Annotated in this window: 21 protein-coding genes; 14 read left to right on the top strand and 7 right to left on the bottom strand. The window is 72.8% G+C overall.

Features of this window, described 5'->3' with window-relative positions:
* The first annotated feature begins 55 nt into the window (after positions 1-55).
* The 3 genes from L3X23_RS20365 to L3X23_RS20355 all read left to right on the top strand — a co-directional run bounded on the left by L3X23_RS20365 (position 56) and on the right by L3X23_RS20355 (position 2470).
* On the top strand, positions 56-772 hold the full coding sequence (locus L3X23_RS20365; RefSeq protein ID WP_237193709.1) for a maleate cis-trans isomerase: 717 nt from the start codon (positions 56-58) through the stop codon (positions 770-772).
* Positions 769-1479 (top strand): GntR family transcriptional regulator, encoded by a 711-nt coding sequence (locus L3X23_RS20360; protein WP_237193708.1) that lies wholly within the window; start codon positions 769-771, stop codon positions 1477-1479. The genes L3X23_RS20365 and L3X23_RS20360 overlap by 4 nt, the downstream gene beginning before the upstream one ends.
* Before the next feature lie 67 nt (positions 1480-1546).
* Positions 1547-2470, top strand: coding sequence for an AEC family transporter (locus tag L3X23_RS20355; protein ID WP_237193707.1), 924 nt, complete (start codon positions 1547-1549; stop codon positions 2468-2470).
* Here the strand turns inward: L3X23_RS20355 and L3X23_RS20350 are convergent.
* Positions 2467-3261: a helix-turn-helix transcriptional regulator gene (locus L3X23_RS20350; protein WP_237193706.1), complete on the bottom strand. Its 795-nt coding sequence runs from the start codon at positions 3259-3261 to the stop codon at positions 2467-2469. The genes L3X23_RS20355 and L3X23_RS20350 overlap by 4 nt on opposite strands.
* A gap of 110 nt (positions 3262-3371) precedes the next feature.
* On the opposite strand from L3X23_RS20350, the gene L3X23_RS20345 reads away from it, so the two are divergent.
* A complete protein-coding gene (locus L3X23_RS20345; protein ID WP_237193705.1) occupies positions 3372-3737 on the top strand; it encodes a nuclear transport factor 2 family protein in 366 nt (121 codons plus the stop codon).
* Between the two features lie 102 nt (positions 3738-3839).
* Positions 3840-5096, top strand: a complete 1257-nt coding sequence (locus tag L3X23_RS20340) for an aspartate aminotransferase family protein (protein ID WP_237193704.1) — start codon at positions 3840-3842, stop codon at positions 5094-5096.
* A gap of 51 nt (positions 5097-5147) precedes the next feature.
* Here L3X23_RS20340 and L3X23_RS20335 read toward each other — a convergent pair whose 3' ends face one another.
* Positions 5148-6302, bottom strand: coding sequence for an Mrp/NBP35 family ATP-binding protein (locus tag L3X23_RS20335; RefSeq protein ID WP_237193703.1), 1155 nt, complete (start codon positions 6300-6302; stop codon positions 5148-5150).
* A gap of 172 nt (positions 6303-6474) precedes the next feature.
* Here L3X23_RS20335 and L3X23_RS20330 point away from each other — a divergent pair, with 172 nt between their 5' ends.
* Positions 6475-6903, top strand: a complete 429-nt coding sequence (locus L3X23_RS20330; RefSeq protein WP_237193702.1) for a MarR family winged helix-turn-helix transcriptional regulator — start codon at positions 6475-6477, stop codon at positions 6901-6903.
* 213 nt (positions 6904-7116) lie between these two features.
* Here L3X23_RS20330 and L3X23_RS20325 read toward each other — a convergent pair whose 3' ends face one another.
* Both L3X23_RS20325 and L3X23_RS20320 read right to left on the bottom strand, forming a co-directional pair.
* Complete coding sequence (locus L3X23_RS20325) at positions 7117-7602, bottom strand: DUF1003 domain-containing protein (protein ID WP_093083894.1); 486 nt, start codon at positions 7600-7602, stop codon at positions 7117-7119.
* On the bottom strand, positions 7595-8851 hold the full coding sequence (locus tag L3X23_RS20320; protein WP_237193701.1) for a magnesium transporter MgtE N-terminal domain-containing protein: 1257 nt from the start codon (positions 8849-8851) through the stop codon (positions 7595-7597). The genes L3X23_RS20325 and L3X23_RS20320 overlap by 8 nt, the downstream gene beginning before the upstream one ends.
* Positions 8852-8906: 55 nt before the next feature.
* Between L3X23_RS20320 and L3X23_RS20315 the strand changes: the two genes are divergently transcribed.
* From L3X23_RS20315 to L3X23_RS20295, 5 genes are all read left to right on the top strand, one after another.
* Positions 8907-9755: a PhzF family phenazine biosynthesis protein gene (locus tag L3X23_RS20315; RefSeq protein WP_237193698.1), complete on the top strand. Its 849-nt coding sequence runs from the start codon at positions 8907-8909 to the stop codon at positions 9753-9755.
* Between the two features lie 118 nt (positions 9756-9873).
* Complete coding sequence (locus L3X23_RS20310) at positions 9874-10845, top strand: CoA ester lyase (protein WP_237193697.1); 972 nt, start codon at positions 9874-9876, stop codon at positions 10843-10845.
* Positions 10846-10856: 11 nt separating this feature from the next.
* Positions 10857-12050: an acyl-CoA dehydrogenase family protein gene (locus L3X23_RS20305; RefSeq protein ID WP_237193695.1), complete on the top strand. Its 1194-nt coding sequence runs from the start codon at positions 10857-10859 to the stop codon at positions 12048-12050.
* Between the two features lie 168 nt (positions 12051-12218).
* On the top strand, positions 12219-12740 hold the full coding sequence (locus L3X23_RS20300; protein WP_093083905.1) for a general stress protein: 522 nt from the start codon (positions 12219-12221) through the stop codon (positions 12738-12740).
* A 51-nt stretch (positions 12741-12791) separates the two neighbouring features.
* Positions 12792-14414, top strand: a complete 1623-nt coding sequence (locus tag L3X23_RS20295; RefSeq protein WP_237193694.1) for a trans-aconitate 2-methyltransferase — start codon at positions 12792-12794, stop codon at positions 14412-14414.
* A gap of 136 nt (positions 14415-14550) precedes the next feature.
* On the opposite strand, the gene L3X23_RS20290 is transcribed toward L3X23_RS20295, so the two are convergent.
* Both L3X23_RS20290 and corA read right to left on the bottom strand, forming a co-directional pair.
* Positions 14551-15510 (bottom strand): DUF5914 domain-containing protein, encoded by a 960-nt coding sequence (locus L3X23_RS20290; protein ID WP_237193693.1) that lies wholly within the window; start codon positions 15508-15510, stop codon positions 14551-14553.
* Between the two features lie 53 nt (positions 15511-15563).
* Positions 15564-16670, bottom strand: a complete 1107-nt coding sequence (gene corA / locus L3X23_RS20285; protein WP_374204877.1) for a magnesium/cobalt transporter CorA — start codon at positions 16668-16670, stop codon at positions 15564-15566.
* A gap of 233 nt (positions 16671-16903) precedes the next feature.
* Between corA and L3X23_RS20280 the strand changes: the two genes are divergently transcribed.
* Complete coding sequence (locus L3X23_RS20280; RefSeq protein WP_237198074.1) at positions 16904-17407, top strand: MaoC family dehydratase; 504 nt, start codon at positions 16904-16906, stop codon at positions 17405-17407.
* A 22-nt stretch (positions 17408-17429) separates the two neighbouring features.
* Here L3X23_RS20280 and L3X23_RS20275 read toward each other — a convergent pair whose 3' ends face one another.
* Positions 17430-17828, bottom strand: a complete 399-nt coding sequence (locus tag L3X23_RS20275; protein ID WP_237193692.1) for an NUDIX hydrolase — start codon at positions 17826-17828, stop codon at positions 17430-17432.
* Between the two features lie 100 nt (positions 17829-17928).
* Here L3X23_RS20275 and L3X23_RS20270 point away from each other — a divergent pair, with 100 nt between their 5' ends.
* A complete protein-coding gene (locus L3X23_RS20270) occupies positions 17929-18093 on the top strand; it encodes a hypothetical protein (RefSeq protein WP_237193691.1) in 165 nt (54 codons plus the stop codon).
* On the top strand, positions 18093-18647 hold the full coding sequence (locus tag L3X23_RS20265; RefSeq protein WP_093083919.1) for a PH domain-containing protein: 555 nt from the start codon (positions 18093-18095) through the stop codon (positions 18645-18647). The genes L3X23_RS20270 and L3X23_RS20265 overlap by 1 nt, the downstream gene beginning before the upstream one ends.
* The last annotated feature ends 6 nt before the right edge of the window (positions 18648-18653 follow it).

Here is an 18653-nt window from a genome sequence, read left to right as displayed (position 1 = left end):
TGACGGGGCACTCGGTTGTACGGTTGTCGACAATCGCATTGGGAGGGGCTCGCACGTGACGACCGTCGGAATCCTGTACCCCGGCTTCTCCGCCGAGGACGACTACCCGCGCGCCGAGCGCCTGCTCGGCGACGGCACCCGGCTCCCGCTCGTCCACACCCTCATGCGCGAGGACGCCCACCGCGTCGACGCGCTGCTGGACGTGGGCTCCGAGGACGTCCTCGCCGACGGCGCGCAGTCCCTCGCCGCGTCGGACGGGCCGCTGGACGCGATCGTGTGGGCCTGCACCTCGGGCTCGTTCGTCTTCGGGTGGGACGGGGCGCAGGCCCAGGTCGCGGCGCTGCGCGAGGTCGCCGGGGTGCCCGCCACGAGCACGTCCTTCGCGTTCGTGGAGGCGTGCCGGGCGTTGGGTGTCCGGTCGGTCGTCGTCGGTGCGACCTACCCCGCGGACGTGGCCGAGCGGTTCGTGGAGTTCCTCGGCAAGGCGGGGATCACGGTGCTCGCCATGACCCCGCGCGGGATCGTCACCGCCGCCGAGGTGGGGACGCTGACCGAGGACGTCGTGCTGGACTTCGCGGCCGCCGTCGACCGGCCGGACGCCGACGCGATCCTGCTGCCCGACACCGCGCTGCACACCGTCGAGCTGCTCGACCGGCTCGACGAGCGGGTGGGCAAGCCGGTGCTGACCGCGAACCAGGTCAGCGTGTGGCAGGGCCTGCGGCTGGCCGGTGACACGACACCCCGGCCCGGGTTGGGGGCGCTGTTCCGGTGACCGATCCCCTCGAGCCCATCAGCAGGCGGTCGACGGCCGCGATCGTCGCGGACCGGATCCGCGCCGCGATCATGCGCGGCACCTTCCCGCCCGGCACCCAGCTGGGCGAGGTCGACCTGGCCCAGCGGCTCGGGGTGAGCCGGGGACCGCTGCGCGAGGCGATGCAGCGGCTGGTGGCGGAGGGGCTGCTGCGCAGCGAGCGGCACCGCGGGCTGTTCGTGCGGGACCTCGACGCGGCGGACGTCCGGGACGTCTACACCGCACGCACCGCCGTCGAGCGGGCCGCGGCGCTGCTGCTGCTCGCCGCGCCCGACCGGGCGCCCGCGGTAGCCCGGCTGACGACCGCGATCGCGGCGATGGAGGCCGCCGTCGCGGCGGGCGACGCCGTGGCGCTGGCGGACGCCGACCACGAGTTCCACGCCGAGCTGGTCGCGGCCTCGGGCAGTCCGCGGCTGCACCGGATGTCCCGCACCCTGCTCGTCGAGACCCGGATGTGCCTGGCCGCGCTGCAGCAGAACCCGCCGCCGCCCGAGAGCCTGCTGGCCGAGCACCGGCTGCTGCGGGACGCCCTGGAGCAGGGCGACGTCACCCGGATGACCGCGGTGCTGGAGGCTCACATGGCGGACGCGGTGTCCCGGATCCTGGACGTCACGCTCGTCGACCCCGCCGCCGGGGAGAGTGGGGAGGCGCCCGCACTGCCCGCGTAGTGGGGATCGTCGCTTTGCCGACGACAACCGGTTGCCATCCGGTTTATCCTCCCCCCGTGACCGCTTCGTGACCGGCATCGGAGAAGGCTTCTTCGTCATCGCCGTCGTGATCGCGGTCGGCTACGGCATCGGCCGGGCCGGGGTGCTCGGGCCGTCGGCCACGCAGGTGCTCTCCCGCACCGCGTTCTTCGTGGCCTCGCCCGCGCTGCTGTTCACGGTGATCGCGCAGCAGGACATCGGGGCGGTGTTCTCCGCGGGGCTGGTGGTCACCGCGGTGACCAGCACGCTGGCCTGTGCGTTGTTCGTGCCGTTCGGGCTGCTGCGCCGCAGGCCTGCGGGGGAGATCGCGATCGGCTCGATGGCCAGCGGCTACGTCAACGCGGGCAACCTCGGCATCCCGATCGCCACCTACGCGCTGGGCAGCGCGGGCGAGATCGCGCCGGTCCTGCTGTTCCAGCTCGCGGTCCTGACCCCGCTGTTCTCCACCGTGCTGGACATCGTGTCCCACCAGGGCGAGCGCACCTCGCGCAGGCGCACGCTGACCGCGCCGCTGCGCAACCCATTGGCCATCGCGACGGCCGCGGGCCTGGTCGCCTCGGCCACCGGATGGCTGCCGCCCGAGCCGGTGATGGCGCCGCTGCAGCTGATCGCCGACCTCGCCGTGCCGTGCATGCTGCTGGCCTTCGGCATCTCGCTGCGCGGGGCGGCGCGGCCGGGGACCGGGGACGTCGGGCCGTCGCTGTGGGTGGTCGTGGCGATCAAGAACGTGCTCCAGCCGCTGATCGGGCTCGGCCTCGGGCTGCTGCTCGGGCTGTCCGGGATCGCGCTCATGGCCGTGGTGGTGTGCGCGGCGCTGCCCACCGCGCAGAACGTCTTCGGCTATGCGGTGCGCTTCGACCAGGGCGTGCGGCTCGGCCGGGACGCCGCGCTGACGACGACGATCGTGTCCGTCCCCGTGTTGTTCCTGATCGTGGGTCTGCTGGCGGTTTAGTCGAGCTGTCCTGCGCGGGTACCGCGCAGCAGGGCCTCGGACGAGTCGTCGGCGGGGTAGAACAGCTCCACGGCGAGCTCGTCGAGCGTGACGTCCCGCGGGGTGCCGAACGTGGTCAGGGTGGTGAAGAGCGCGAGTTCCGTGCCGTCGAGGTCCAGGCGCAGCGGCACCAGCAGTGGGACCGGCTCCAGGGGCGACGACCGGGCCGTCACCGCCGTCTCGACGCCGGGATAGCCCCGGACCTCCCGCTCCAGCGCGGCGAGCGTCGGATCCCCGGTCAGTGCCACGGACCGACCGAGCTGGTGGAGCAGGTGCCCCGCCCACTCCGGGAGGTTGCGCGTGCGGGCGGCCAGCCCGTCGGGATGCAGGCACATCCGGTAGACGTTCGGCCGCAACGCCTCCGGGACACCGTCGAGCAGCTCGGCCGCGGCGCGGTTGGCGAGCACGACGTCCCACGCGCGGTCGACGACCACGCCGGGGTAGGGGTCGTGGGCGTCGAGCACCCGGCGCAGGGCCGCGCGGGCCTGGTGCAGCGCCGGGTCGGCCAGCGGGCGGGCGGGGTAGCGCGGGGCGTACCCGGCGGCCAGCAGCAGGGTGTTGCACTCGCGCAGCGGCACGTCCAGGCCGTCCGCCAGGGCCAGGACGAGCTCGGCACTGGGCTGGGCCCGCCCCGTCTCGACGTAGCTCAGGTGCCGGGTCGACACGCCGACGTCGAGCGCCAGATCGAGCTGGCTGCGCCGCCTGCGGCGCCGCCAGTCCCGCAGCAGCGGGCCCACCGTCGGCTTGGTCACGGGCCGGACGCTAGCGCCGCGAGGTCAGGCCCGCCATGACCTGAGAGGTCATCGACCCGCGGCGGCGGCGCGATCAGGGTGGGAGCCACCCCACCGACGAGGAGGACGAGATGACCGACCTGACCACCACCGTCGACACCTGGCTGCGGGCCTACGTCGAGCCGGACGCCGCCACCCGCGCGACCTTGATCGCGCAGGTCTGGGCGCCGGACGGCGAGCTGGTCGATCCCCCCGTGACCGGCGCGGGCGCCGACGGGATCGACGCGGTGGCCCGAGCGCTGCAGGCGCAGTTCCCGGGCCACGCGTTCCGCCGGACCAGCGCGGTCGACGCGCACCACGACGTCGCCCGCTACACCTGGGCGATGCTCGCCCCGGACGGGGCGACCGCGCTGACCGGTACGGACGTCGTCACGCTCGCCGACGACGGCCGGCTCGCCCGGGTCGCGGGCTTCTTCGGCGATCCGGTCCCGGCCTGACGGGCGGGGGCGCCGGATGTACGGCGCCCCTTGCCCGGGCGGCCGGGGCCGTGCGACGCTGATTGTCGACAACAGGACAACTCGCGATCAGGAGCATCGTCCATGGCACAGCTGTCCCCGGTCCTGACCCAGGCCACCCCGGTCCAGGTCGCACGCGGCGAAGGCGTGTACCTGTACGACACCGAGGGCCGCAGGCACCTGGACTTCACCGCCGGCATCGGCGTCGTGTCCACCGGGCACTGCCACCCGAAGGTCGTCGCGGCGGCACAGGAGCAGGTGGCCACCCTGATCCACGGCCAGTACACGACGGTGATGCACCAGCCGCTGCTCCGCCTGGCCGAGCGGCTCGGCGAGGTGCTGCCGCCGTCGCTGGACTCGGTGTTCTTCCTGAACTCCGGCTCCGAGGCCGTCGAGGCGGCGGTGCGGCTCGCCCGGCACGCGACCCACCGCCCCCTCGTCCTGGCGTTCGACGGCGGCTTCCACGGCCGCACCATGGGCGCCGCCGCGCTGACCACGTCCGGCGCCAAGATCCGCTCGGGCAACAACCCCATGATGGGCGGCACCGTCTTCGCGCCGTTCCCGTACGCCTACCGGTACGGCTGGACCGAGGAACAGGCCGTCGAGTTCGCGCTCAAGGAGCTGGACCGGCAGCTGGTGTCGACCGCGCCCGCCGCGGACGTCGCCGCCTTCGTGATCGAGCCGGTCCTCGGCGAGGGCGGCTACGTGCCCACCCCGCCCGCCTTCCTGCGCGGCCTGCGCGAGCGCGCCGACCGGCACGGCATCCTGCTCGTCGCGGACGAGGTGCAGACCGGCTACGGCCGCACCGGCACCTTCTGGGGGCACCAGCACGCCGAGGGCCTCACGCCGGACATCCTGATCACCGCCAAGGGCCTGGCCAGCGGTTTCCCACTGTCCGGCATCGCGGCGTCGACCGAGCTGATGAGCAAGGCCCGCCCGGGGTCCCAGGGCGGCACCTACGGCGGGAACGCCGTGGCCTGCGCCGCCGCCCTGGCCACGCTCGACGTGGTGCAGGAGGAGGGCCTGGTCGACAACGCCCGGGTGAACGGGGCACGCCTGCTCGACGGGGTCGCGTCGGTGTCGAAGGGGATCGGCGCGGTCGGCGACGTCCGCGGGCTGGGCTTCATGGTCGCCGTCGAGTTCACGAACCCGGACGGCACCCCGGACCCGACCACCGCCGTCAAGGCGCACAAGGCCGCCGCCGACCACGGCCTGCTGCTGCTGACCTGCGGCCCCTACAACAACTGCGTGCGGTTCATCCCGCCGCTGATCACGACCGCCGAGCAGGTGGACGAGGGCGTGGCGCTCTGGGGCAAGGCCCTCGCCGACGCCACCGCCTGACCCGGTGACCGGCGCGTTCGCTCACACCTGGTGAGCGAACGCGCCGTTCGCCTACTTGCGGACCGGGCTGAGGCCCAGGCTCATGCCCGCGAGGCCTCGGCTGCGGACGGCGAGCTTGTCGGCGATGCCGCTGAGCACCCGCGCCGCCGGGGAGTCCGGGCTGCGCAGCACGATCGGGGTGCCGGAGTCGCCGCTCTCGCGCACGCCCGCCTCCAGCGGGACCTGCCCGAGCAGCGGGACCGAGGCGCCCAGGGTGCGGGTCAGGCGGTCGACGACGGTCTGGCCGCCGCCCGCGCCGAAGACCTCCATGCGGCTGCCGTCGGGCATCTCGAGCCACGACATGTTCTCGATGACGCCCGCGATCCGCTGCCGCGTCTGCACGGCGATCGAGCCGGCGCGCTCGGCCACCTCGGCGGCGGCCTGCTGCGGCGTGGTGACGACGAGCAGCTCGGCGTTGGGGATCAGCTGCGACGTGGAGATCGCGATGTCACCGGTGCCCGGGGGCAGGTCCAGGAGCAGGACGTCCAGGTCGCCCCAGAACACGTCCCCCAGGAACTGGGCGAGGGCCCGGTGCAGCATCGGCCCGCGCCAGACGACCGGGGTGTTGTCCTGCACGAACATCCCGATCGAGATGACCTTCACCCCGTGGCTCTGCGGGGGCATGATCATGTCGTCGACCTTGGTGGGCCGGTCCGCCGCGCCGAGCATCCGCGGGATCGAGTGCCCGTAGATGTCCGCGTCGACCACGCCGACGTGCAGCCCCTTGGCCGCCATCGCCGCGGCCAGGTTCACCGTGACGCTCGACTTGCCGACGCCGCCCTTGCCGGACGCCACGCAGTAGACGCGGGTCAGGTTGCCGGGCTGGGAGAAGGGGATCTCCGGCTCGGCGGAGTCGCCGCGCAGCTTCCTGCGCAGCTCGGTGCGCTGCTCGTCCGACATCACGTCGAGCTCCACGCGGACCTCACGCACGCCCGCCACCGCGCCCACCGCGTTCGTGACGCGCGAGGTGATCGTCTCCTTCATCGGGCAGCCTGCGACGGTGAGGTAGATCCCGACCGACGCCACGCCGTCCGGGGACACCGCGACGCCCTTGACCATGCCGACCTCGGTGATCGGTTTGCGGATCTCGGGGTCCTCGACCTGGGCGAGCGCGGCTCGGATCGCCTGCTCGACGGCCTCGGTGCTGGTGTTTCCCATGACGGACATCAGGGTCTCCGTTGAGCCTTTCCGGGTCGGTGCAGGACCGCCCCATGCTACGTGCGCCCACGGACCGTCACGCAGGTCCGTAGCATCTGTGACCGTGACGGACATCGCTGAAGGTTCCAGGCGGTCCGCGCACGGGGGGAACGACCGGGCGGGGGGATCTGCTCCACGGCAGGTGCCGCGCCCGGAGGAGCTGGCGTCGTGGCGGGCCTTCCTGCGCGCACACGCGACGGTCACCCGGGCGCTCGAGACCGAACTCGTGGCCGAACAGGGCCTCTCACTCGCCGCCTACGACGTGTTGGTCCAGCTCGCCGAGGCACCGAACCGGCGCCTGCGGATGACCGAGCTCGCCGACGCCGTCCTGCTGTCCCGCTCGGGCGTGACCCGCCTGGTGGACCGCCTCGAACGCGCCGGTTTCGTGCGCCGCACCCGGGTGGAGGGCGACGGCCGGGGGGTCGCCGCAGGCCTGACCTCCGCGGGTCTGGACCGGCTCCGCACCGCCAGCCGCACCCACCTGCGGGGCGTCACCGAGCACTTCGTCAAGCACCTGACCCCCGACCAGCTGGCCACCCTGGAACGGGTCACGCGCGAGCTGGCGCCGTAGGAGCCCGCTGAAGAACCCCGACCTACTGCGCGACGCCCGGGCGGCGCCCGCGCTGCGTTGTCGGCCTTGCGAAGACGCCCAGTCTGAGCTGCGACCTCCGCCTTGCGCGGACACCACCTGGCCGCCGCTCGCTACGGCCGCGGTTCTTCAGCGGACTCCTGGGGTCGTGCGTGGCGAGTGGTGCTCTGGCACCACTCGCCACGCACGGGCGCGTCAGCGCCGACGGGGTTTCTCGCGGCCCTCGACGATCGCGGCCAGTCGGTCGACCTCGCTGCGGAGGTAGTCGCGGGTCGCCACCTCGCCGAGCGCGATGCGCAGGGCCGCCAGCTCGCGGGCCAGGAACTCGGTGTCCGCCTTGGTGCGTTCGGCCCGCCTGCGGTCCTCGTCCAGGGCGATGCGGTCGCGGTCGTCCTGCCGGTTCTGGGCGAGCAGGATCAGCGGGGCGGCGTACGCGGCCTGGGTGGAGAAGGCCAGGTTGAGCAGGATGAACGGGTACGGGTCCCACTGCAGCCACCAGCTGGCGGCGTTCAGCGCGATCCAGGCGACCACGATCACGGTCTGGATCGCCAGGTAGCGCCCGGTGCCGAGGTAGCGGGCGACCCGCTCGGCGGCACTGGCGAACGCGCTCGGGTCGAACTCGAGCCCGCGCCTGCCCAGCAGCGGCTGGTCGAGGCGGCGGCCGGGCTGCAGCTCAGGCACGGGTCACCTCCGGGTCGGTGAGGGGCTGGTCCCGCCAGCCGTCGGGCAGCAGGTGGTCGAGCAGGTCGTCGACGGTGACGGCGCCGAGCAGGTGGTCCTCGGCGTCCACGACGGGGCCCGCCACCAGGTTGTACGTGGCGAAGTAGCGGGTGATCTCGTCCATCCCGGCGTCCGGGTCCAGGCGGGCCAGCTCGCTGTCGACCAGGCCCGCGACCAGCTCGAACGGGGCCTCGCGCAGCAGCCGCTGGGCGTGCACGCAGCCCAGATAGCGACCCGTCGGGGTGGCGCTGGGCGGGCGGCAGACGAACACCATGCTGGCGAGCGCGGGCGGCACGTCGGGGTTGCGGACGTGCGCGAGCGCCTCGGCGACCGTGGCGTCCGGCCGCAGCACGATCGGCTCCGGGGTCATCAGCCCGCCCGCGGTGCGCGCCGCGTAGGTCAGCAGCCTGCGGACCGGCTCGGACTCCTCGGGCTCCATCAGCGAGAGCAGCCTGCCCGCCTCCTCGTCGCCGAGCTCGCCGAGCAGGTCCGCGGCGTCGTCCGGGGACATGGCCTCCAGCACGTCCGCCGCGCGCTCGACGTCCAGGTGCCCGATCAGCTCGCGCTGGTCGCTCTCCGACAGCTCCTCGAACACGTCGGCCAGGCGTTCGTCGTCGAGCGCGTCGACCACCTCGTGCTGACGCTTGCGGGGCAGTTCGGACAACGCGGCGGCGACGTCCGCGGGCCGCATCGCGTCGAACACCGAGAGCAGCCCCTCGGTGCCCTGCCGGTCGGACAGGGTGAGCCCGCTGACCGCGCTCCACGGCAGCACGCTCACCCCGGACCGGCTGCGGAACCGGCGGGGCCCGCGGCGGACGGCCAACCGCCCCACCACCCAGTCCCGCTTGCGGGTGGGCTCGATCGCCGCGTCGACGACCGTCGCGGGCTCCCCGGAGTCCCGCAGGGTGACCGGCGCGTCGAGCAGCTGGCCGAGCACCAGCGTCTCGTTGGGGCGCTGGGTGAAGCCCGAGAGGCTCACCGAGCCGCTGGCCAGGGTGATGGCGGCGGCGTCGACGTCCGCCACCCGCAGCATGGGGACGAAGATCCGCCTGCGACTGGAGAGCTCGACGACCAGACCCAGCACCCGCGGCGGGGTCGCATCCACCCGCAGCGTGGTCACGACGTCCCGGACCTTCCCGATCCGCGCCCCGTCCGGGCCGAAGACGGCGAGGCCCGCCATCCGCGCCACGAAGATCCGGCTGGTGCCCATGAGCAGGAGCTTAGGCCGTGTGGCGGCGCGCGTGACGGCGCCTACGCTCGCGGCCATGGGGCTGCGCTTCGACGTCGTGGACGTGTTCACCGACCGGCCGTATGCCGGCAACCCGCTCGCCGTGGTGCGGTCGGAGGACCGGGAGCTGGACACCGCGGCGATGCAGCGGATCGCGGGGGAGTTCCACCTCTCGGAGACGGTGTTCACCCTGCCCAGCGAGGTCGCCGACTACCGGGTGCGGATCTTCACCCCGGCGGTCGAGCTGCCGTTCGCCGGGCACCCGAGCGTGGGGGCCGCCTGGGTGCTGGCGCGCGACGGCGTGATCGCGCACGGGGACGTCGTCCAGGAGTGCGGGGCGGGCCTGCTGCCCGTGCACGTCGACGCCGACGGCGCGCGGGTCGCGGGCGGTCGCCCGGAGGTGGGCGACGACGTGGAGGCCCCGCTGCTCGCCGCGGCGGTGGGCCTGACCGCGGACGACGTCGACGGCGCCGCCGCGCCGGGCATCGCCGCGGCGGGCGTGCCGTACGCCTTCCTGCTGGTCCGCCCGGACGCGGTGGCCCGGTGCGCGCCCGACCCGCACGCGATCACCGCGCTGGGGCTGACCGGGGTGCTGGTGGCGAGCTGGGAGGACGGGCGCGCGCACGCGCGGATGTTCGGCGCCGGGGTGGGGGTGGACGAGGACCCCGCGACCGGCTCCGCGGCCGTCGCGCTGGGGGTGTTCCTGGCCGACCGCGGCCTGCTCGACGACGGGGACACGGCCTTCACCGTCTCCCAGGGCGCGGAGATCGGGCGGCCGTCGACGTTGCACGTCACGGTGGCGTCCACCGACGGCCGCGCCACCGCGACGACCGTCCGCGGCGGCGTGGTCGCGGTGTCCCGGGGCGAGCTCACCGCCCTGCCCTGACCGCCGGGTAACCCCCCTCCACCTCCCGTGGGTGAGAAACCAATCACCTCGACGGCGCGTCGGGAGGGCGAACGTGCCACGATCCGACGAGCCCGAACCATCGACGAGGAGTTCGACAGTGACGTCCGACGCGACCCGCCCGCTCCGCCCCCGCAGGTCCTGCCTGGCGGTGCCGGGTTCGAGCCAGAAGTTCATCGACAAGGCCCGGACGCTGAACTCGGACCAGGTCTTCCTCGACCTCGAGGACGCGTGCGCGCCGCTGGCCAAGCCGGGTGCCCGCAAGACGATCGTCGCCGCGCTGAACGAGGGCGGCTGGGGCGAGAAGGCCCGCGTGGTCCGGGTCAACGACTGGACGACCGAGTGGACCTACCGGGACGTCGTCGAGGTCGTCGAGGGGGCGGGCGCCAACCTCGACGCCATCATGCTGCCGAAGGTGCAGACGCCGCAGCAGGTCGTCGCCCTGGACCTGCTGATGACGCAGATCGAGAAGACCCTCGGCTACGAGGTCGGCAAGATCGGCATCGAGGCGCAGATCGAGAACGCGCTGGGCCTGACGAACGTCAACGAGATCGCGCAGGCCAGCCCGCGCGTCGAGACGATCATCTTCGGCCCGGCGGACTTCATGGCGTCGATCAACATGAAGTCGCTGGTCGTGGGCGAGCAGCCGCCCGGCTACGACGTGGGGGACGCCTACCACCACATCCTCATGTCGATCCTGATGGCGGCCCGCGCGTACGACAAGCAGGCCATCGACGGCCCGTACCTGCAGATCAAGGACGTCGACGGGTTCCGGCGGGTGGCCGGTCGCGCCGCCGCGCTCGGCTTCGACGGCAAGTGGGTGCTGCACCCCGGCCAGATCGACGCGGCCAACGAGACCTTCAGCCCGTCGCAGAAGGACTACGACCACGCCGAGAACATCCTCGACGCCTACGACTGGTTCACCTCCGAGGCGGGCGGCAAGCGCGGCGCGGCGATGCTCGGCGACGAGATGATCGACGAGGCCTCGCGCAAGATGGCGCTGGTGATCTCGGGCAAGGGTCGGGCCGCGGGCATGTCGCGGACCGACAAGTGGACCCCGCCGCAGGACTGAGAGGTAGACCCATGGCCCGCCTGGCCCAGACCGCCGGTCTCACCGACGTGCAGGAGGAGATCATCTCCACCGTCCGCACGTTCGTGGACAAGGAGATCATCCCGCACGCCACCGCCCTGGAGCACGCGGACGCCTACCCGCAGGACATCGTCGACGGGATGAAGGAGATGGGGCTGTTCGGCCTCACCATCCCCGAGGAGTACGGCGGCCTGGGCGAGTCCCTGCTGACCTACGCCCTCGTCGTCGAGCAGATCGCGCGCGGGTGGATGAGCGTCTCCGGCGTGATCAACACGCACTTCATCGTGGCGTACATGCTGATGCACCACGGCACGCCGGAGCAGAAGCAGAAGTACCTGCCGAAGATGGCCGAGGGCGAGACCCGCGGCGCGTTCTCCATGTCCGAGCCGGACCTGGGCAGCGACGTCGCGGCGATCAAGACCCGCGCCAAGGCCGACGGCGACGACTACGTCATCGACGGCGCCAAGATGTGGCTGACCAACGGCGGCTCGTCCAACCTGATCGCGCTGCTGGTGAAGACCGACCTCGGGCAGCCCAAGCCCTACCAGAACCTCACCACCTTCCTGGTGGAGAAGCCGTCGGGCTTCGGGGAGGTCCTCCCGGGCCTCACCATCCCCGGCAAGATCGACAAGATGGGCTACAAGGGCGTCGACACCACCGAGGCGGTGTTCGACGGCTTCCGCATCCCCGGCGCCCAGATCCTGGGCGGGGAGGCGGGCAAGGGCTTCTCGCACATGATGGACGGCGTCGAGGTCGGCCGGGTCAACGTGGCCGCGCGGGCGTGCGGCATCTCGATCCGGGCGTTCGAGCTGGCGGCCGAGTACGCGCAGCAGCGCTCGACCTTCGGCAAGCCGATCGCCGAGCACCAGGCCATCGCGTTCAAGCTGGCCGAGATGGGCACCAAGGTCGAGGCCGCCCACCTGATGATGGTCAACGCCGCGAGGCTGAAGGACCGCGGCGAGCGCAACGACGTCGAGGCGGGCATGGCCAAGCTGCTCGCGTCGGAGTACTGCGCCGAGGTCACGCAGGAGGCCTTCCGGATCCACGGCGGCTACGGGTACTCCAAGGAGTACGAGATCGAGCGGCTGATGCGCGAGGCCCCGTTCCTGCTGATCGGCGAGGGCACCAGCGAGATCCAGAAGACGATCATCTCCCGCGGCCTGCTCAAGGAGTACAAGAGCCGCTGACCCGGCACGGCATGGTCACGAACGGACGGCACTCTCGGGCGAGGGAGTGCCGTTCGTGCGTTGTGGTTCTATCGTGACCGGGCACGGGGCACTTCGCGGGCGCTCCCGTCGTTGACCAGATGGACGCCGAGATGTTCCCGGTGTCCGATGTACTCGAGGAGTGAACCCGTGACCACCCCGTTCGGCGGCAGCGGGCGACCCGCGCCGGGGCTGCCCAACCTGCCCACCCCGCCCACCGGATGGCCGGTCGGCTCGTACGCCACCTACGAGGAGGCGCAGCGGGCCGTCGACCACCTCGCCGACAGCGACTTCCCGGTCCGGGACGTGACGATCGTCGGCGTCGACCTGATGCTGGTCGAGCGGATCGTGGGGCGGTTGACCTGGGGGCGCGTGCTGGCGTCCGGCGCCGCCTCCGGCGCGTGGTTCGGGTTGTTCGTCGGGCTGCTGCTGTCGCTGTTCAGCACCGCCGGGGACTCGCTCGTGCGGATCCTGGTCGCCCTCGCGGGCGGCGTCGTGTTCGGGCTCGCGTTCGCCGCGGCGCAGTACTGGGGCACCCGCGGGCGGCGGGACTTCACCTCCGCCAGCCAGATGGTCGCCGGCCGGTACGACGTGCTGTGCCAGCCCCGCAACGCCGAGAAGGCCCGCGAGCTGCTCGCCAAGCTGGCCATGGGGACCACGGCCGGGTTCTGACACCCGCGCGTCCCCTTGGGCGCGCGCGGCTGATGCGCGAGGATCGGGGGCGTGAACGCCACCGAGACGGACACCCGCGCCCAGCCGCACGCGGCGGACGGCTCGGGGCAGCCGGCGCGGGCGTTCGACCGGCTGCTGCGCAACAACCCCACCTTCCGTGAGCAGCTGCAGCTCAGCGTGCACCGGATGGGGCTGACCGGCACCGGGAAACGACTGCTGATCATCGGGGCGGGCAGCGGCGCCGCCGTGCAGGGCGTGCCCGAGGAGGCCCCCGGGTGGCGCGTCGTGGCCGTCGACGAGTCGCACGAGCTCACCCGGCACGCGCAGTCCGAGGACTGGCCGCCGGACTACTGGTTCGTCACCGCCACGCTCTACAACCTCGGGGACGCCCTCGCCCGCCGCAACCTGCCCGGCCCGTTCGACGCGATCCTCGTCGCCTACGAGATGCGCCACCAGCGCAACCTCGACGACACCCTCGCCTACCTGCGGGACCTCCTCGTCCCGGGGGCGCCGCTCGCCGTGCACGAGTACTCGGTGCGCGGGAACCGGGCGGCGCGCCGGACCTGGGCCGCGACCTGCCTGGCCTACCTCGCGCGAATCCGCACGCACGGCCGCGTCCCGGGGATGGGCGAGTACCTGTGGCGCTCGGTCACGCGCTTCGACAGCGTCACCGAGTTCCGCGAGCGGCTGGGGCGGGCCCGGTTCACCGACATCCGGGTGCAGACCTTCGGCGGCCGGATGGAACACGTCCTGCACACCTTCCTCGCCCGCGCCCCGGTGCACGACGACCGCGGCGGCCCGGACGATCTCGGCCTCCCGTTCACCGACGCGCCCGCCCCGCGCGGCCCGCGGCCCGGGCCGGGCGTGCGCGGACGCGTGGTGCTGCCCGCGCCGCGTGCGGTGCCGGAGCCCCCGTCGGACGGGGAGCCGCGCTCCGCCGGTCCTGTCGGCCCCCTCGGGGCTGACGCCGATCCCGAGGCCGAGACCCCGCCCCAGGGCCTGCGGGCCGTGCCCGATCCGCCCGCCGCGGGGTTCTCGTCTGCACCTGGCGAGGCTGCGGGGCCCGAGGCGGGTCGGGCGCCCGAACCGGCGCCTGTCGAGCCCGAGACCGATGCGGGGCGACCGGACGGGGAGGCGGTGCGGTCTCGGCCGGCGCAGCCCGAGGTGGTGCAGTCCGAGTCGGTGCAGTCCGAGTCGGTGCGGCCCGAGGTGGTGCGGCCCGAGGTGGTGCGGCCCGAGGTGGTGCAGTCTCAGCCCACGCGGCCCGAGTCGGCGCAGCCCGCATCGCAGCCCGCATCGGAGCCCGCATCGGAGGCCGCGCCGGAGCCGGCGCCGGAGCCGGCACGGGTCGAGCCGGAGCCTGCCCCCTTCCGCCCCACGCCTGCGCCGCGGTCGCCGCGGTCGGAGGTGCGGGCTGTGGCGCCGAGCGATCCCGCGGACCCGTTCGAGCTGGACGACGACGAGGACCTCGCCCCGGCGGGCGAGCGGCCCGGCGTGCGCGAGCGCGAGCCGGACGGTCGGGACGCGGACCCGCTGGACGAGGTGCCGCCGCTGACCGACGCACCGCAGCAGCGCCCCCGCCTGCGCGACCGATTCACGCGCGCGCCCAAGCCCACCAGGTCGGACGGCGCGTGGCTCACCCGCGCCGAGCGCGAGGACGACCCGCGTTCCTGATCGCCCGTTTCGTGCACTCAGTGCGGTGCGCACCGCGCTGAGTGCACGGAACCGGTGATCATGCAGCAGTGAGTGCACGAAACGTGCGCTCTCGTTCCGCCGGCCGCAGTGAACGCACGACACGTGCGAACCGGGCCTACCGCGAGCGGAGGGTGTAGCGCCGCTCGGCGTAGGCGATGTCGTCTCGCCACAGCCGCGCCGCGGCGGCGCGCATGAGCGGGCGCAGGGCGGCGCCCACCTTCGCGGCGTGCCCGAACCCGGGGCGGTCCGAGTAGGCGACGACCGCCTCGATCACCGCCGTGCGGGGGGCGCCGTCGGGGCCCGGGCCCAGCGGGGTCGCGTGCGTCTCGACCACCGAGCCGGTGCCCTCGCCGTCGACGATCTCCATGGTCACCGTGCGCGGGTCGGGGCAGCTGAACTCGGCCTTCACCGGCACCCCGAGCCGCCCCGCGACCCGGAAGCCGACCTCGACGAGGAACCGGTCCTCCGGCTCCGCCGCGCCGGGTCGCGGCGCGGCGAGGACCCGCAGCTGCGCGAACGAGTAGGGGTGGAACCACGAGCCGTGCCAGGGGTCGAGCCGGTTGGCCAGGACGTCTCGCGGCTCGCAGCGCCCGATCACCGTCGCGACCGCGGGCACCCCGCCCGCGGGCGGGCGCGGGCCGAGCACCGGGGCGTCGAGCGGGGGCTCGCCCAGGACGTCCAGGCGGACCCAGACCAGCACGCCGTCGTCGTGCACGGGGTAGGTGCCCCAGTCCCGGCCCAGCGGCAGGCCGTGCCAGCGGCAGACGAGGTTCTCCCCGACCACGGGGGCGTCGCACAGGGCGGCGCCGAGGTGCGGGCAGGCACCCGGCCCGGCCCTCAGCTCGCCGGACGCCGTCCGCCACACGACGATCTCGCGGCCCGCCACCGTGCGGCCGAAGGTCGGCGCGATCTCGCGGCTGCCGCACACCACGACCCAGCCGCCCGCGGGCCGGGCCAGCGCCCGTTCCGTGGCCGCCTCGATCAGTGCGGGGTCGGCCTGCGTCCAGGACGGCTCCTGGTCGGCCCAGCGGGGCAGGTCGAGCAGCCTGAGCGGGTTGACCGGACGCTTCGGCACCCGGCCAGGCTACGGCGACCGCGACGGGGCGGCGCGCCGAGTCCTGCCGACTCCTACAGCCAGCCGTTCTTGCGGAAGGACCGGTAGATCATCCCGCAGATCCCCAGGATCACGATGATCACCAGCGGGTAGCCGAACTGCCAGTGCAGCTCGGGCATGTAGTCGAAGTTCATCCCGTAGATGCCGGCGAACATCGTGGGCACGGTGATCAGCGCGGCGTACGCGGTGATCTTGCGCATGTCCGAGTTCTGTCGCATGGACACCTTGGCCAGCACGGCGTCCACCAGGGTCGTGAGGAGCTCGTTGAAGCCGCCCACGCGCTCCGCGACGCTCGACAGGTGGTCCTCGACGTCCCGGAAGTACGAGCGGACCTCGTGCGGGACCAGCGAGCTGTACCCCTCGGTGATCTTGTGCAGCGGCTTGAGCAGCGGCATCACTGCGCGGCGGAGCTCGAGGATCTCGCGCTTCATCACGTAGATCTGCTCGGGGTCCATCGTGGAGCGCGGGGCGAAGACCTCCGCCTCCATCTCGTCGATGTCGTCCTCGATGGCCTCGACGACCTCGAGGTAGGTGTCGACGACGTGGTCGGCGATGGCGTGCAGCACGGCCGCCGGGCCGAGCGCGAGCTGCTCGGGGTCCTCCTCCAGCCTGCGCCGGACCTGCTGGAGCCCGGAGTGCTGCCCGTGCCGGACGGTCACCACGAAGTCCCGCCCGACGAACGCCTGCACCTCACCGGTCTCGACGATCTCGTTCGCGCTGGTCGGCTCCGCGTGCCCGACGTAGCGGACGGTCTTGAGCACCATGAACAGCGAGTCGTCGTACCGCTCGAGCTTGGGCCGGTTGTGGGCGTGCACCGCGTCCTCGACGGCGAGCTCGTGCAGCCCGTAGGTCTCGGCGATGCCCTCGATCTGGTCGTCGTTCGGCTCGTGCAGGCCGATCCAGACGAAGCCCTCGCCGCGCTCGCGGACCTCGTCGATCGCGGCGTCGTGCGACCAGCGGCCGGGCAGCCGCCTGCCGTCGACGTACACCCCGCAGTCCACGACGTACGCGGAGACGGGGACCCGCAGCCGCGGCATCACGCTGGTGTGGGTGGAGCGCCCGTTGAGGGCGCGGCTGCCCGCGGCCTTGATGACGGGGCGGAGCCTGGACAGGGGCGGCACGGCGCACCTCCGGCGAGAGGACGGACGAGGACTGCGGAGAGCGCACGCCTCGCCGAACCGGGGGCGGCTAGGAGGCCGCTGACACCGTAGACACGACGGGGACGCGCTTCGTACTACTGCCTGGCGCGGGATCCATGACGCGCGTCACCTCCTCCTGCTGAACGGGTCGCCACCCGTGGGCCACCGGATAGATTACCCGGCCGTAAGACCTATCGGCGATGGAGGCGAAGACGTTGCAGTTCGGGCGCTACTACGAGGAGTTCGAGGTCGGTGCGGTCTACAAGCACTGGCCCGGCAAAACGGTCACCGAGTACGACGACCACCTCTTCTGCCTCATCACGATGAACCACCATCCGCTGCACATGGACACCCACTACGCGGAGGAGACGACGGACTTCGGCAAGAACGTCGTCGTCGGGAACTACATCTACTCGCTGCTGCTCGGCATGTCCGTCGCCGACGTCAGCGGCAAGGCGATCGCGAACCTCGAGGTCGAGTCGCTCAAGCACACCAGGCCGACCTTCCACGGTGACACGATCTACGGCGAGACCCGGGTGCTGGACAAGACCGAGTCGAAGTCCAAGGACGACCGGGGAGTGGTCTACGTCGAGACCATCGGCTACAAGCAGGACGGCACGGTCGTCTGCACGTTCCGGCGGAAGGTCATGGTGCCGAAGCGCTCCTACGGCGACTCGCGCGGCGGCGAGCAGCCGGGCCGCCCCACGCCCGCCGTCTAGGCGGGAGCTCGCGGAGCGACCCTCAGCGCCGGGGGAGGACACCCCAGTCGTCGAGGGTCTCCGCGAGGCCCTCGACGAGCGGGAGGGCGGCGAACTCCGCGGCGTCCACCCAGCGGGCGTCCGCGGCGTCGTCCCCGGCCCGCAGGGTGCCGCCGACGGCGGTGCAGCGGTAGTCCGCGATGTGGAAGTCCCCGCGGACGACGGTGCCGACCAGCGCGCCGACCTCGACCGTCAGGCCGGTCTCCTCGGCCATCTCGCGGACCAGGGCCTGCGCGTCGGACTCCCCGGGCTCGACGCGCCCGCCCGGCACGGACCACCGACCGCGGCCCGGCTCGTTCCGACGCTGGACCAGCAGGATCCGTCCGTCCCCCGTGTGGGCGATTCCTCCCACACACGCTACGTGTCGGCTACCCTCGGTCATCGGTGATGACGGTACCCTGCCCCGCGTGGCCGATGTCCCGGTGACCGGGGGGATCGGTACGTTCGATCTTGCAAGCCCCCCTGCCGGAACGGTGGTCTGAGTGAACGTCAAGAAGCTGGTCGGGATCCTCGTCCTGGTCCTGGTGATCTTCTTCATCGTCACGAACCCGGGAGGTGCGTCCAGCACGGTCTCCGGCATCGGCGGCTGGCTCGCCAGCGTGGGGAACAGCATCATCACCTTCTTCCAGGGCGTTGCCCCGCGCTGATGCTGGCCCCCCGGGAGATCGACGAGTACCTGCTGCCGACCGAGCGGCGGGTCATCCGGGTGCGTCAGCACTGGGCCGTCATGATCCCGCACATCTTCCAGACGGCCCTGTTCCTGATCGCCATGATCGCGATCGACCGGCTGCTGGACGGGCGCATCGGCGGCTGGGGCGAGGTGTTCGTCGACAACCTGACGTTCTATCTCGCGCTGGTCGCCGTGCTGCGGTTCGTCGTGAACTCCATCCTGTGGTGGATCGAGCGCATCGTGATCACCGACAAGCGCGTGATGCTCGCCCAGGGGATCATCACCCACAACGTGGGCATGATGCCGCTGGGCAAGGTCACCGACCTCACCTTCTCGCGCAGCGTCGGCGGCCGGATGCTCGGCTACGGCACGCTCATCGTGGAGTCGGCGGGCCAGATCCAGGCGCTGAACCGGATCGACTACATGCCGCGGCCCGAGGAGATCTACGAGGCCCTCTCCGAGCTGGTGTTCGGGGAGAAGGGGAAGACGCGGGCGACCGGGATGCTCGCCCGGAACCGCTGGCGTCGATAATCGCCC

The sequence above is a fragment of the Pseudonocardia sp. WMMC193 genome (genome assembly GCF_021728735.1).
Lineage (GTDB): Bacteria > Actinomycetota > Actinomycetes > Mycobacteriales > Pseudonocardiaceae > Pseudonocardia > Pseudonocardia oroxyli.
Note: the sequence above shows the minus strand (reverse complement) of the source record. Positions and strands in the feature narration are given on the sequence as shown.

Coding starts and splice junctions, on each gene's coding strand:
- L3X23_RS20345 (WP_237193705.1), top strand. CDS start 3,372: ATGACCGACCTGACCACCACCGTCGACACCTGGCTGCGGGCCTACGTC.
- L3X23_RS20340 (WP_237193704.1), top strand. CDS start 3,840: ATGGCACAGCTGTCCCCGGTCCTGACCCAGGCCACCCCGGTCCAGGTC.
- L3X23_RS20335 (WP_237193703.1), bottom strand. CDS start 6,302: ATGTCCGTCATGGGAAACACCAGCACCGAGGCCGTCGAGCAGGCGATC.
- L3X23_RS20320 (WP_237193701.1), bottom strand. CDS start 8,851: ATGGGCACCAGCCGGATCTTCGTGGCGCGGATGGCGGGCCTCGCCGTC.
- L3X23_RS20315 (WP_237193698.1), top strand. CDS start 8,907: ATGGGGCTGCGCTTCGACGTCGTGGACGTGTTCACCGACCGGCCGTAT.
- L3X23_RS20305 (WP_237193695.1), top strand. CDS start 10,857: ATGGCCCGCCTGGCCCAGACCGCCGGTCTCACCGACGTGCAGGAGGAG.
- L3X23_RS20275 (WP_237193692.1), bottom strand. CDS start 17,828: ATGACCGAGGGTAGCCGACACGTAGCGTGTGTGGGAGGAATCGCCCAC.
- L3X23_RS20265 (WP_093083919.1), top strand. CDS start 18,093: ATGCTGGCCCCCCGGGAGATCGACGAGTACCTGCTGCCGACCGAGCGG.